This window comes from Erysipelothrix inopinata (assembly GCF_014396165.1).
Taxonomy (GTDB): Bacteria; Bacillota_I; Bacilli_A; order Erysipelotrichales; family Erysipelotrichaceae; genus Erysipelothrix; species Erysipelothrix inopinata.
Genome location: NZ_CP060715.1, coordinates 865,919 through 879,340, shown reverse-complemented (window position 1 = coordinate 879,340; position 13,422 = coordinate 865,919). Strand labels below are relative to the sequence as shown.

Here is a 13,422-nt window from a genome sequence, read left to right as displayed (position 1 = left end):
ATTAACTATTATATATCTTTTAGATGCGAAACGTTATGCAGTTGCTTCACTTTCGTCATCTACGATATTATCAATACCAATTTCCTCTCGGAATTGGTTTACATCACGGCTACGGTTCCATGCACCTCTAAATGATTTGTGGAAACCAAGCACTGCTTTTGTATCCATTGCACTTAAGAATTCAATCACTCTTTCAACATCTGCTTCACTCATATTAATCGTGAGTTCCTTTTTAGAATGATTAATACATATTTGAAGTGCATAAGTACTTCCAGTACGAATACCGTAAAAACGTGTCGTAGTGATAATTTTATAAACCCATCCAAGTGAGTCTATAGGAATGACTTGTCGTTTGATATCCATTCCTTGAAAACAAATTAAATAGTGGGGTGTTAAGACCATATTCTTATGTCTAAATAATGCATCGTGCATTTCTTCATCGATGCGATCCATTTCTTCTGCACTAAATTCTTTTTCAAGATCATTTAGAGCACGATAATGTTTATATAGGAACAATGCCAATCCAACTATAAATACTGCACTTATTGATACAAGATAAATTGTTGAATAGCTTGTAATTCCTACGGCTCCCACAACAAATGGGTAGAACGCATTTTCCATCTCTTCAGGTTCGACTTCAAGGTATTCAGCGAAGTCTTCAATGATGCGATCTTGACCTTCTTGAGAAATACTTGTTTGCTTGATGTTCTCAACAACAATACTTCCCTCATCATCAAATAAGTTAAGATACTTATCATAGCCTGGTTGCTTAACAATAACGATATAATCATCAAAATAAGCAAGCGTATATGTGAAATCCGCTTTATTCTTACTACCATAGTAATAACCACTGTCATCAAGACCATTTGTCTTAATTCGAGCTGGCTTCCCTGATTCTAAAGTGTCGTAAAGTGACATAATTTCATCAACATTTTTAGCTTGAAATGACTTATATGAATTCAAAACTTGGTTTGCGGGACCAGCCATAATAATTGACAATCCTACAATAATCGCTAATGTAATCCAAATGATTCGATTAGCATTTCGCTTCCGTTTCTTTATTAATTCTTTCATATTTTTCCACCTTTATGTATCCTAGCTTTTTATTTCCCCTTTTCAATCCAAAAAGTTCACCATTCTTTTTGAACTTGTCATTATTTGAATATACCTTCTCCAAAAATAACATGCGAATTATATCATTTATTACGGCTTATTAAGTGAATTGTTGATGAAATATGTACAGTAATTGACTAACATAGTGTATCTAGGTATAATATACATAGATACACATAGTAAGGAGGATTACCATGAACAAACACCGAGAATGGCTACGTATTGGCTCAGAATTCATGCTCTTGTCACTACTTAGTGAACAAGACCGCTATGGATACGAAATCATTAAAGAGCTCGAAACACGTTCTGATAACACCTTTGAAATGAAGGAAGGAACGCTATATCCTATCTTGCATCGCATGGAAAATTCTGGATATTTGAAGTCTTACATGAAAAAAGGTCCAACTGGGAAAGACCGCAAGTACTATCAAATAACGAAAAAGGGACTAAAACAACTTGTTGAAGAAAAAGATACTTGGCAAGAATTTTCTTCTTCTGTACAGCGAGTTGTAAACAGTACCAATTTGATTCCTAACTCATGAATCACAGAGAAGCATTCATTAAAGCAATGCTTTCCCAAGTTAAGAACCCTTTTGTAAAGCACTCACTCCGCAATGAATATTTAAGTCATATTCAAGACGCGATTCAGGATGAATTGGAATCTGGATTAAGTCTTGAAGATGCAGAAACTATCGTAATCGAACGTCTTGGAGATCCATTAGAAATTGGTCGTGCTCTGAATCAGGTCCATAATCCCTATTTCGTATGGTTTCAATACATAACTAAAATTACTGCATTTATACTCGTCGTTGTTGTAGGGGTTCACCTCATTCCGTCATATATAGAGTATTCACAAATGAATGGGGATATTTCAAACGGTGACTACCGTGAATCTTTTCAATACTTCAATACCATTGATAAAAGAAAAATCGATGTTTCAGCATCGATCGGAGATTTCGACTACCATTTCCAAGATATCCTATATACCGTGGATAAAAGGATACTAATTTACTTCTCGTATCGCAATAATAATCCTAATACATCCGCATTAGTGTCTCCGAATATCTTGTATTTAGATTCTCGTATTTATATTGATGAATCCAGATTGCTAGCATTAATGCCTATAATACTTCCAATTCCCTTAACATATTTGGATGACTCCAATTCAATTTTCACTACCAGTGTTAGATCCTACAAAGATATTGGAATACTTCCATTGCAAAATATAGAAAGCATGCCTGAATCAATAATGATTGAAGTTTTCAATCCGGATAGTCGAATTGATCTCATTCCTATTCTTGACGGAGGTACACAATGACAAAGAAAACTAAAGTCGTTATTCTCAGTATTCTGAATGTCGGACTCATCATTCTCATTGGATACATGTATCGATGGAGATTCTCAATAACAACTCTCGCCGAAGATCATTGTAAAGCTTTCAACGTCAAAGACTGTCGCATTAGCACAATTATTAATGATGATTTTCGACATAAACTTGTAGTCATTGAAACTGACACTCATTACAGTAGTATTTCAGTGGAATCTCTAGGATTTGTACACCGACAAATTGCCTATGAAGATAATATAAAGATTCCCTTTGTTGATAACAGCGTCTTTGAGTGGACAATGGGAACTCGATGGTTCTCAAAAGAAGATAGTTTTATTATTGATCGATACTTGAATAATCCAAGTAGTGTTTCGTTTTATCAATCAGATGACGCCTCCCCGAGACTCGAAGATATTGTCTTTGAAACCGAAGAAGGTACTGATCCGTTAATTAAAATTAATCGAGTTTTTGCTTCAAAGAATAAAGATCATATTTTTACTTACAACGGGGGAAAAAGATACTTAGATCAGGATAAATCCCTTCTGTATTACAGATTGAAAGATTCCGAAAAACCACTAAAAATATTTGATTATGGATACTTTCTCTCTGAAGGTAACTATCTTGAAGTTCATGACTCCAAAGGTAATATGTTGAAACACCACTTCATAGAAGAAAATCACACTGAGGAAAATGAAAAACTAATGTTACTCAGTTCGCTGCATGCATTGAAGGGTTCTATGAAAAACGTTGATGTAGACTTCATTAAAGAAAACTATGATTTTACTATTATCTCAAAGAACTATAAATATAATGAAGATACTTCAGAGCAATCTCATGAATTAGATTCAAACTACACTAAATACTATTTTAAATCAATTGAGGGTGGCGCACTTATTATTGAGACAGATGTTATAAATGATAGGGAATATAATAATGCAGTCCTCGGAATTATTGATGCAGAATATACCAGATTGAAAGAAAATATTGGATTTGAGTAAAGTAAAGCCCTGTTACTAATTGTAACAGGGCTTTTTAACTATTCTTCATAACGTTGTTCTAAGAATTCATCCATATAAAAAATAGAATTTTTCTTTAATTCTTCATGAACATGCTCTTGTCCATATCGCTCTATCAATGTATCTTGGTTTGAGTAGAGATCAGCTCCTAGACCAAGACGATGTCCTTTAATGTTAACACCCATACTTCGTAGAATTGTGGGGAATACATCAATAGCTGAACCATTTCGATTTTGATGATTAGCTTGATCAATTATTGTTTGATCAACATTTAGGAATGCATTAAATACTGTGCGTTCATAATTTGAATCAATAGTTTTAAAATACTCCTGATCCATACTTAGATGATCTCCCATAACTACAATAACAGTATCTTCATAATAAGGTTCCTTTTGAATATCTCTAATAAAATCTGCAGTAAGTTTATCAACACACTTAATAGAGTTCATATAAGGTTGATCAAACTCTGTTGAGCATGATTCATCAGTATACCCTCCAGGGAAGTGGGAATCGATGGTTTCAATCACGATTGCGAAAGGTTCGTCTTTTTGACTTAGTTCATCCATAAATTCTTTAGAATATTCATAAAGCTTTTTATCTTCATAACCCCACCAAACCATATAATCTGCTGGAATCTTCCCTTCCTCTTTTGCACGGACATAATCAAACACATCAAAATCCCCATGAGTATAGTACATATTATCTACTCCACCAAATCCGCCGTCTGCACCTGCTAAGAATTGAAGGTTGTATCCTTCATCATGAAGAATATCACCAAGAATTTTTGCACCAGGAATGAAGTTATTGCTGATACCGTATTGGTTTCCATCCCCCGGAACTTTAAATGGCAATCCGGATTGTTGAGCAAACATCCCCGCAATTGAATAAGTTGAGCCATAAATTTGTCTCAGTCCCCCTAATCCTTCTTGATGAGAGAAATTAATAGCTCCTGGTTCTTGGAGTAGTTTTGTCATCTCTGGCATTAAGTTTACATCACTGCCTCCACCAAGTTCTTTTGAAAAATATGTTGATTCAAATGATTCCAAGAAAATATAAACAAGATTCTTCTTTTTTTCCGGAAATGTTACATTATCTTTTGTAGGTTCAATATAATGACCTTCAATGAACTCTGACTCTCCCATTAAGAGGTATGTAGATATCTTCAAATTCGTATTTGTATAATAAATCGAAAATCCAAAGAATATTGTAATCACGCAAGTAATAATAATCTTACGTATTGGCATAGAAAGTACTTGTACTCTTTTGCCTTCCGATTTTTTATTGATATACATCTGTTGTCTTACAAAGTAATAAATCCCTACCATAATCAATGCAATCAATAGAATTACAATGCCTATTATAATCGCTACTTTAATATACATTTCTTTCGGTGTACCGGTATTAGGTCCCGCAATTGTGAAGAGGTATTGTTCAAAATCCAAGTCCCCAAAAGTAACTAATGCCCATTTTGTAAATGCAATAAAGAATATTGATAGCGTTACAAAGATTGTCGATAGCGTCATAAATAGACGTGTTTTACCTTCCGACTTTTTGAATTGATACTTATTTTTTTCCACTTTAATTCTCCTTAAACTTCGTTTCTAAAAAATAAACTCATAAAGATATGATAGCACTATCACGCCTTATTTACATGGATTTTTGGATATTTCACAAATATGTAGTATATATCCACAAAAAAAGCATCTCATTATTGAGACGCTTTTCAGTTATTAAGATTCTTTTTTCTTTAAAACATTTGCAATTGCAAAGAGCAATCCAAGACTTAGTAAGCCGAACCCTAAATAAGCACTTCTTTGATCAACTCCAGTTGTAGGAAGTTTCTCATCGTTCTCTTCTGGTTCTGTTGGATTTACTGGATCAATAGGATTAACAGGTTCAACAGGATCTACTGGATCTACTGGTTTAATAGGATCGGTAATATCTTCTTTATTCCATTTTGCAAATAGAGTTATATCCGCAGTTACAGCTGTTGCGAAATTGTATTCTGTCATATAAGTTTCATCTGTATACCATCCTACAAATACATAACCGTCTCTAATCGGTTGTGTAGGTTGTGTTGCTACTGTATTCTCTAATACTGTTTGCGGATCAATACTACTTCCACCTTTACTGTCGAAGCTAACTGTATAATACACTGAATTTTTTTCCCATTTTGCGTATAGGGTCATGTCTTCAGTTACAAGTGTCGCGAAGTTATATTCCGTAGTATAGGTTTCGTCTGTATACCATCCTACAAATACATAACCGTCTCTAATCGGTTGTGTAGGTTGTGTTGCTGCAGTATTTTCTAACACTGTTTGTGGATCAATACTACTTCCACCTTTACTATCGAAGCTAACTGTATAATACACTGAAATCTTTTCCCATTTTGCGTATAGGGTCATATCTTCAGTTACAAGTGTCGCGAAGTTATATTCCGTAGTATAGGTTTCGTCTGTATACCATCCTTTAAATGTATAGCCATCACGAGTTGGTTGTGTTGGTTGTGATGCTGAAGTATTTTCTAACACTGTTTGTGGATCAATACTATTTCCACCTTTACTGTCGAAGCTAACTGTATAATACACTGAGATCTTTTCCCATTTTGCGTATAGAGTCATATCTTCAGTGACAAGTGTCGCGAAGTTATATTCCGTAGTATAGGTTTCGTCTGTATACCATCCCTTAAATGTATAGCCATCACGAGTTGGTTGTGTAGGTTGTGATGCTGCAGTATTTTCTAACACTGTTTGTGGATCAATACTACTTCCACCTTTACTATCGAAAGTAACTGTATATGATTTTTCTACATCCAGAATAACGTTCATTCTACCGCTGTAATCACTTCTGAAGTCAGGATACTGACCTCCACCACTAATCATCTCACTATCAGGCATGTAGAAATATGAGGACATCACAAATATATTTCCTACACCTTGTTGGGGGATATGTTCTGGATTTTCATTTTCAAGTCTAATTTGCTTTTCAAGATTTAGATACTGTGCTTCGTTAAGATATAAGGAAACATCTTTAAAGAGAATGGATCCATCATAATCATCAGTATTCGTCTTAATTACATTTCCTTGTAAGTCTGTAAACTCCATTTTAATGGCTTCTTCGAATTTTTCAATTTCCTCATCTGTCGCACCATCATAATTAAGATTAATCATCGGATAAAAGTCATTATGAGAGTATTTGAATTCTGAATCAACAATGAATTTTGAATCAACATCTTTATATGCAGTTTTGAACGGATTAGATATATATATTTTATATACTGTCTCACCATCAACGATAACTGGCTCTGCTTTCACAACTACTGCACCACCAAATTCACCATTCATCTGACTAACAGTATTAATGTTTTGTGTATTTTTAATTCCTGCTAGGTAAGATTGGTCCATTAAGTATAAAGTATTATTGAAACCAAGATATGAATCATTGTACTCTGACACCTTCAAATCGACTGCATTGATATATTTCAATATTTCATTTTCATATTGTTTTACTCGAATTGGGTTTGATAGATTGTACGCATTATATTTCTCAGAAGCTCCCCAATCGTTTCTAACATCTTCTGGAAGTAATGCCCCAAACTCAAGATGAGTAACATTATTAAGAGTTGAGATTTGAGATAGGCTATCATTAGACACCTTATTATCTAAATCGATTGTAACTCTCATTTCGCGAATTCCGGTCAAATGCTCGATTCCTTTATAGTCGCGAACTATAATTTCTTCATAAACGTAAACATCGTTGTCGACATCATAATAATCGATAACTTCATAATTACTGAACATTTGTATATCGGCTAGATTTTTTTCTCCGAACGGTGCTTTCATACCACTTACCTTATCAAGGTAATTCAACAAATCATCTGAGAAGTCTTGTTCGTTAACTACTTCTGTATATGCTGCATATAAATCGATATCGTTACTTAAATATCCGCCATAATACTGTTTCTCTAAATTCTCATCTTCAAACCAAGTATAAAATGCTTTCCCTTCAAGAGTTGGTGTAAAGTCATAAGTGCTAAAGTATGAACCTTTATCGATGGTAATAACTTCATCTTCCATTACACCACCATTTGTATGAAATCTTACTGTTACAGTATCTTCGTCTGTATTTCGATTTTCAGATAATTCTTTTGTAGCTTCCTTGATTTCTACTGTGTCTATGTTTTCTATTTCATTGGTATTGTTACTGTTTTCTTCTTTTTGAGAATCAATTTGATCCTTTGATTCTTCATTTTTTTGTTCAGACGCATCTTGTTGCGTCGTCTCAACATTTTCACTTTCTATAATATCTTTAGTTTCATCTGCGTAGACATTTGTGTTAAGCATCAAAAGACTTAAAGAACATAGTGATAAGATTACCTTTTTCATTTTAATTCCCTCCATTGTTACGTAAGCACAGCGATATTTCCTGTGTTTATCTGGGTAAATTGTAACGTTGAACAATATTTCACAAAGTAAAAATGTTACGAAACAGTAATAAGAGGTCATCAAAACCTTTAAACCTTGTAGATATTAGACAATATTTGTGCCGTATGTTATAATGCATAAGCATATCGCGGGATGGAGCAGTCTGGTAGCTCGTCGGGCTCATAACCCGAAGGTCGTAGGTTCAAATCCTTCTCCCGCAACCATGGCCCTGTAGCTCAGTTGGTAGAGCAACGGATTGAAGCTCCGTGTGTCGTCAGTTCGATTCTGACTGGGGCCACCATAACCATGTATACAACCTAACATCATACAAGATGTTAGTTTTTTTTTTGCTCTTATCTACAAGAAAAAAGTTATCACAAAGCGATAAAGTAGTCGCGGTGATAGCTCATTTTATAGTAGTTTGTAACAAAATCGCTATAAGCGGAATATCGCTTTTTGTAATCTCCAACCTATTTTACACAATCACAGAAAGTAACTGCTGGCAGGGTAGGCTGAAAATTGTTAAAATATAATTGTAATATGAATTATATTCATGATCATTTTTATCTAATAGATGAATACGAGCTGTTCTTACGTTAGGTCTCTTCTACCAAAATATTGACAGCAAAAAAGTTAGAAATACTTCGAACTTTTTCAATGTATCTATCAAAATGCTAGATTCTTGTTCCATTATTTCTAGTTGAGATATTTGTATAACTCCTCCCAGCCAATTAACAGATTATCGGGTTGACCCACGGATAGATTTTGAATATAAATGTTTGCGCCATAGTTACTTTTAGCCATTTCAGTAATCGTATCTCTACGGCTTTTTAAAATTATTTTTCCTTCTTTGCTACCAAATGGTCGATAATCTCCCCAAACAGAAAATGTGAAATCTTTGTTCTCCATATAAGAAAGCCTCGAACTGTATTCACCGTTCAGACTTACAAACGGTTTATCAGTTTTAAAAGTTATTGTAATCTCAATATCTTGAGGAATAATAACTTCCTGATTGGTCAGTTGATTCAGAATTTTATTAGCTTCAAGTTCTGTGATTTCTACATTTGTAATAACAAGGTCCTCTGCACTAAGTTCTGGTCCATTAACAAATATAATGAACAACAGTATCGAGGCAAGACTTATTGAGACTACTAATAGTAATGACAATAATAGTTTCATAGTTTTTTTCGTTTTAGCATTAAATGATAGTTCATGAGTATAAGCCTCATCACCTTTAATCAAATTATCCAAACTAATATTAAAAAGTTCGCTTAATTTCACGGCATCTTCCAAACTCGGATAACTTTTTTCATTCTCCCATTTGGAAACAAGTTGTCTCGTAACATAAAGTTCACTTGCGAGCTCTTCTTGGGTAAGGTGATGTTCGGTTCTTTTTTCCTTAATTAGTTTTCCTATGTTCATTTTTCTCCCCTTTATTTTAATTTATGATTACCTTAATCTTATCATCTGATTAATTTTTATCAATGTTACTCTTTGTTGCGTTGTAATATCTCTATGGAATTACATGTTGCTATATCTGTTTGTATGTCTCCTATAGAGTAATTCATGAAGGAGATATTTATGAATTCACAACAAACAAAAAGCAACCAATTGCATACAAACTACACAAACATCAGCTTAGTTAAATTAATTATGTCACTCATTATTGTAGTTTTTCATCTTAGACCTTTCCACAATATTTATCCCAACTTAGACTATTTCATTAATAGTGGCCTTGGTAGAATATGCGTACCTTTCTTCTTTTTCACTTCCGGATACTTCATCGCTCAAAAAGAAGAAATTAACCCTCATTATCTTCTAAACTACAACAAAAGCAACACCAAGACCTACTTAATCTGGAGTTGTATATATTTACCACTTCTAATCTCTTTTTGTTCGGATAATTACTATCTGATTGAATCAAATGTGCAATCTCTATTTTACACATATAACCCACCCTTAATAGTTTATCCACTTGCATTAATTATTATTGTTTTTATCTTGATTCTCTATTCGGGTGTTTATTACCATCTTTGGTTTTATCCTGCCCTCATTTTATCGATTAACATTGTTTCTAAATGGAATAAGAAGTATGGGTTATCACATTTGATGTTTCTTTCTTTTATTCTGTTATTATTCGGAGCTACCGAAACATACTGGGGGTTTTTATCTCCTTCTGTTCAATCACTATTATCAAATTATTATAATGTATTCTTTACAACTCGAAACTTCCTTTTCTTTGGTTTGTTTTATGTCTGCTTTGGCTATACTTGTTATCAAAAAAGACATCAGCTTAAGGTAATCGTTAGTTTGAAACACTCACTCATCCTCTCTATCATTCTATTTTTGTTTGATCTAATTCTTATAAAAAATAGCAAGCGATTGAACAGTAACATTCTCTTAAGCGTGATTCCATTTACATACTATATTTTTTTTGTAGCTATGAAATCGAAACCACTTCTTTCCCACATTGATAGTAAGATGATTTCATCATATTCAAAATATATATATTTAATTCACCCCTTTGTAATATTCTTGGTTAAAACAGTTCAATTCGACGGTTGGTATAGCATAATTGTGGCTTATTCTATTTGTTTATTATTAACAAGAACCATAGTAACATTTAATCACTCTTACAAATATAAGTAGATATAAATTTTATACTATGTATGTAGAATGGTTTAATCACTTGGTAGAGATTTTAGTACTCAGTACATCATGGTATAATAAAAATAGAAAAGTAATCTATCATTCTCCGCACTTCACATATAACATTTCTTAAACTTAATTCATGTAGTATCGTTCAAAACTTTTAATGATAAGAGCATAACACTAATTAGGGAGAAAGTATGAAGAAGAAAATTGTTATCATTACATTATTATTTCAAATTCTCGTCACATCATTCTTTTCTTTTTTAGGAGTGACCTACAATTCAAACCTATCCTACAACTTTAATATGCCGCATAATTATCGTCGATATATTATTCATTTAAATATGCCTTACGATATATATAAATCAAATAATTTTATAGAATCTCTAATTTCAGAAAGCAAATCTTGGAATAATAGTACAATTGTTTTTAGATCTACCTCGAATCAAGCAATTTCTGTTATCTCAGATGAATATACACTGGACGAATTTAAAAATTTCGATACAAAAATCATTGGCTATTTGTATGTTGAGGAAGATTCAACTTTTGATAAATTTTCTCATCTTTATGGATATTCAAATAGTGAAATTTCTGCAAAATATAGTAAAGCAGATAATCACTCTTTTCAATTTTTATATGATTATGATTTAGGATTATTCGGAAGCGAAGGCGTATACTACATTTTTTCAAATAACTCCGAGACTTTTGAATCCTTTGAAAGTTTTATCGTAGAAAATGGAATGCACACTTATACTATTGATTCTGACAGTATTAACCACTTTAATATTATTTCATCAAACCCAGGTTTACTATTTATGCTAATAGGTATGCTTCTTTCATCAATTATTTATGCTATTACAAGTTGGAGTATTATTAGAACCCAGCATAAAGCAATGGTTGTGTACCACATTTTTGGTGCAACGAAAAAACAAATCTCCACAACACTCATGAAAGAAATATCTAGCACCATTCTACTCTCTTCAATATTAGCGATGGTCCTCTTTTATATTTTATATCAAGGAGTTTTCACCGGTTCTTCAATCCATTTTTATTTATTAATATCCTGGATTCTTTGCCAAGTATTTTGCAATCTAACCAACTACATTTTTATACGATTTGAACTTAGAAAAGTGGTGAGATGACATGATAAATATTAAACTTGCTACTCGTGATTACCTTGATAACTTATCTGGATTAATTATCCTCTTTCTTCAGATTTTTGTTTCCATTTTCTGTGTAACACTTGTTTTGAATCAATATCAATCTGATAGGAAGAATTATAGTGCGATTAAGGATGCCCAAGCGTATAATATTGTAACTTTCAACAGTTTAAACAGCTCCGGTTCGACACACGCTAGCAATGTAACCTCCAACCTCAATACAATCATCAGAAGCTATCCTTCATTTACTCTGTACACCGATGAAACTATTCCTGGGTTAAATACTTATCGATTATTTGGAAACTTACCACAACTTGTATCGACACAATTTATAAATCAAGACAATCTATTGATTACTTCTGCCCATACAAATAGGCTAATTATAAATGAAGCTAAAAGCAAACACAGAATCAAAGATGAGAACATCATTTTTATGGATTCAATCTTAGTACCCAAAAAAGGCAGTATTGATCTTAAGAACACATTTTTATTAAAATCAAATGCACATTTAGAAACTGAAATTTTGGATTCTAGAATCACTGAAGAACTTATTCATAATTTAACTGTTTATAATTGTAGTAACGAACAAATTAGCGAGATATCAACCTTGTTAAGTGATGAATATAGTCGTTTCTATCCAAATTTTTTAAACGATGACGAATTCGTACTACTAATGAATACAAATAATCGTTTGTTACTTAATTTCTTCATTATTGTTTCTATTTTTGTATGCATTAACATCTTTATTTCACTTCGAAACATACTCAATAAGAAGAAACGAGAATATTATATAAACAGAATGTTTGGTCTCACCAAAAAAGATACTTCCGCTCGTTTACTTGTTTTTATATTTTTTTCTTGCTTTATTCCGTGCCTAATTTCAATTTATATTTCCACATTGTTTTTGGGTTTAAACGATAGTTTATTTATTGAGATTTTAACAGTAAGTGTCTTAAATATTGTTCTATTTCTAATATTTAGAAATGATTTATTAAAAGATGATATTTCATCAGAAATGAGGAGTGATTATGACAAATCTTATTGAATTGATTAACGTTAGCAAAGTGTATAAAGATAGCAATCAAATTATTCACGCATTGCAAGGAGTTGATTTAACATTAAACAATCCTGAAATGTTAGCAATTATTGGTCCCTCAGGTTGTGGAAAAAGCACACTTGTAAATATTATAGGACTCCTCTTAGAACCTAGTTCCGGTACGCTTAAGATTCATGGTGACGACATTAGTAACTTGTCCGAACAACAGAAAGCTAAATTGCGTAATAAATTATTTGGATACGTAACGCAAGATTTTGCTCTTATAGAGGATTATACTGTTTTTCATAATATACGAATTCCATTGATGTTTTCAGAAAGTAAACTAAGTCGCAAACAACAACGCGAATCTGTAATATCAACTTTAAGCAGTATTGGAATGGAAGATTATATTGATCGAAAGGTAAGTAAACTTTCTGGTGGAGAGAGACAGAGAATAAGCATTGCACGTGCTATCGTAAATAATCCGCAAGTTATAATTGCAGACGAACCGACAGGATCTCTTGATGAACATAATTCCAAAATAATTTATGACTTACTCCGATCATTTGTCGATTCAGGAAAACTCGTAATATTAGTAACACATAACATGGCACTTGCTGAAAAAAGTGATCGCATACTTTTCCTCAAAAATGGTAAGTTAAACTTAGAATAAATATGAAATAGTGCATAAATA

At 32.8% G+C, this 13,422-nt stretch carries 11 protein-coding genes and 2 tRNA genes; 9 read left to right on the top strand and 4 right to left on the bottom strand.

Annotated elements, in window-relative coordinates:
* Nucleotides 1–33: 33 nt before the first annotated feature.
* Complete coding sequence (locus H9L01_RS04320) at nucleotides 34–1,074, bottom strand: DUF6709 family protein (protein WP_187534783.1); 1,041 nt, start codon at nucleotides 1,072–1,074, stop codon at nucleotides 34–36.
* 233 nt (nucleotides 1,075–1,307) lie between these two features.
* On the opposite strand from H9L01_RS04320, the gene H9L01_RS04315 reads away from it, so the two are divergent.
* Genes H9L01_RS04315 through H9L01_RS04305 form a run of 3 tightly spaced genes read left to right on the top strand, consistent with a single transcriptional unit; the run spans nucleotide 1,308 to nucleotide 3,438 of the window.
* Nucleotides 1,308–1,655 carry a PadR family transcriptional regulator gene (locus tag H9L01_RS04315; protein ID WP_187534782.1) on the top strand — a complete coding sequence of 116 codons (348 nt, stop codon included), beginning with the start codon at nucleotides 1,308–1,310 and terminating at the stop codon, nucleotides 1,653–1,655.
* The gene (locus H9L01_RS04310; RefSeq protein ID WP_187534781.1) at nucleotides 1,652–2,431 is read left to right on the top strand and encodes a permease prefix domain 1-containing protein; all 780 of its coding nucleotides are present in this window, start codon (nucleotides 1,652–1,654) and stop codon (nucleotides 2,429–2,431) included. Before H9L01_RS04315 ends, H9L01_RS04310 begins: the two co-directional genes overlap by 4 nt.
* Nucleotides 2,428–3,438 (top strand): hypothetical protein, encoded by a 1,011-nt coding sequence (locus H9L01_RS04305; RefSeq protein ID WP_187534780.1) that lies wholly within the window; start codon nucleotides 2,428–2,430, stop codon nucleotides 3,436–3,438. The genes H9L01_RS04310 and H9L01_RS04305 overlap by 4 nt, the downstream gene beginning before the upstream one ends.
* Nucleotides 3,439–3,476: 38 nt before the next feature.
* Here the strand turns inward: H9L01_RS04305 and H9L01_RS04300 are convergent, their stop codons facing one another.
* Nucleotides 3,477–5,033: an LTA synthase family protein gene (locus H9L01_RS04300; RefSeq protein WP_187534779.1), complete on the bottom strand. Its 1,557-nt coding sequence runs from the start codon at nucleotides 5,031–5,033 to the stop codon at nucleotides 3,477–3,479.
* Nucleotides 5,034–5,186: 153 nt separating this feature from the next.
* Nucleotides 5,187–7,841 carry an InlB B-repeat-containing protein gene (locus H9L01_RS04295; RefSeq protein ID WP_187534778.1) on the bottom strand — a complete coding sequence of 885 codons (2,655 nt, stop codon included), beginning with the start codon at nucleotides 7,839–7,841 and terminating at the stop codon, nucleotides 5,187–5,189.
* A gap of 186 nt (nucleotides 7,842–8,027) precedes the next feature.
* Here H9L01_RS04295 and H9L01_RS04290 point away from each other — a divergent pair.
* Together H9L01_RS04290 and H9L01_RS04285 are read left to right on the top strand one after the other, a co-directional pair.
* Nucleotides 8,028–8,104, top strand: a tRNA-Met gene (locus H9L01_RS04290).
* Between the two features lies 1 nt (nucleotide 8,105).
* Nucleotides 8,106–8,181 (top strand) — tRNA-Phe (locus tag H9L01_RS04285).
* Nucleotides 8,182–8,576: 395 nt separating this feature from the next.
* Here H9L01_RS04285 and H9L01_RS04280 read toward each other — a convergent pair.
* Nucleotides 8,577–9,302, bottom strand: coding sequence for a helix-turn-helix transcriptional regulator (locus H9L01_RS04280; protein ID WP_187534777.1), 726 nt, complete (start codon nucleotides 9,300–9,302; stop codon nucleotides 8,577–8,579).
* 144 nt (nucleotides 9,303–9,446) lie between these two features.
* Here H9L01_RS04280 and H9L01_RS10975 point away from each other — a divergent pair, with 144 nt between their 5' ends.
* The 4 genes from H9L01_RS10975 (at nucleotide 9,447) to H9L01_RS04260 (ending at nucleotide 13,401) form a co-directional block, all read left to right on the top strand.
* On the top strand, nucleotides 9,447–10,529 hold the full coding sequence (locus H9L01_RS10975) for an acyltransferase family protein (protein ID WP_415696608.1): 1,083 nt from the start codon (nucleotides 9,447–9,449) through the stop codon (nucleotides 10,527–10,529).
* Between the two features lie 200 nt (nucleotides 10,530–10,729).
* Nucleotides 10,730–11,674: an FtsX-like permease family protein gene (locus H9L01_RS04270; RefSeq protein ID WP_187534775.1), complete on the top strand. Its 945-nt coding sequence runs from the start codon at nucleotides 10,730–10,732 to the stop codon at nucleotides 11,672–11,674.
* Nucleotide 11,675: 1 nt separating this feature from the next.
* Nucleotides 11,676–12,737: an FtsX-like permease family protein gene (locus tag H9L01_RS04265; RefSeq protein WP_187534774.1), complete on the top strand. Its 1,062-nt coding sequence runs from the start codon at nucleotides 11,676–11,678 to the stop codon at nucleotides 12,735–12,737.
* Nucleotides 12,721–13,401 (top strand): ABC transporter ATP-binding protein, encoded by a 681-nt coding sequence (locus H9L01_RS04260; RefSeq protein WP_187534773.1) that lies wholly within the window; start codon nucleotides 12,721–12,723, stop codon nucleotides 13,399–13,401. The genes H9L01_RS04265 and H9L01_RS04260 overlap by 17 nt, the downstream gene beginning before the upstream one ends.
* The last annotated feature ends 21 nt before the right edge of the window (nucleotides 13,402–13,422 follow it).

Bases quoted from the DNA above. Each gene is read 5' to 3' on its own strand.
- H9L01_RS04320 (WP_187534783.1), bottom strand. From the start codon at position 1,074: ATGAAAGAATTAATAAAGAAACGGAAGCGAAATGCTAATCGAATCATT.
- H9L01_RS04310 (WP_187534781.1), top strand. From the start codon at position 1,652: ATGAATCACAGAGAAGCATTCATTAAAGCAATGCTTTCCCAAGTTAAG.
- H9L01_RS04295 (WP_187534778.1), bottom strand. From the start codon at position 7,841: ATGAAAAAGGTAATCTTATCACTATGTTCTTTAAGTCTTTTGATGCTT.
- H9L01_RS04280 (WP_187534777.1), bottom strand. From the start codon at position 9,302: ATGAACATAGGAAAACTAATTAAGGAAAAAAGAACCGAACATCACCTT.
- H9L01_RS04270 (WP_187534775.1), top strand. From the start codon at position 10,730: ATGAAGAAGAAAATTGTTATCATTACATTATTATTTCAAATTCTCGTC.
- H9L01_RS04265 (WP_187534774.1), top strand. From the start codon at position 11,676: ATGATAAATATTAAACTTGCTACTCGTGATTACCTTGATAACTTATCT.
- H9L01_RS10975 (WP_415696608.1), top strand. From the start codon at position 9,447: ATGAAGGAGATATTTATGAATTCACAACAAACAAAAAGCAACCAATTG.
- H9L01_RS04315 (WP_187534782.1), top strand. From the start codon at position 1,308: ATGAACAAACACCGAGAATGGCTACGTATTGGCTCAGAATTCATGCTC.
- H9L01_RS04305 (WP_187534780.1), top strand. From the start codon at position 2,428: ATGACAAAGAAAACTAAAGTCGTTATTCTCAGTATTCTGAATGTCGGA.
- H9L01_RS04260 (WP_187534773.1), top strand. From the start codon at position 12,721: ATGACAAATCTTATTGAATTGATTAACGTTAGCAAAGTGTATAAAGAT.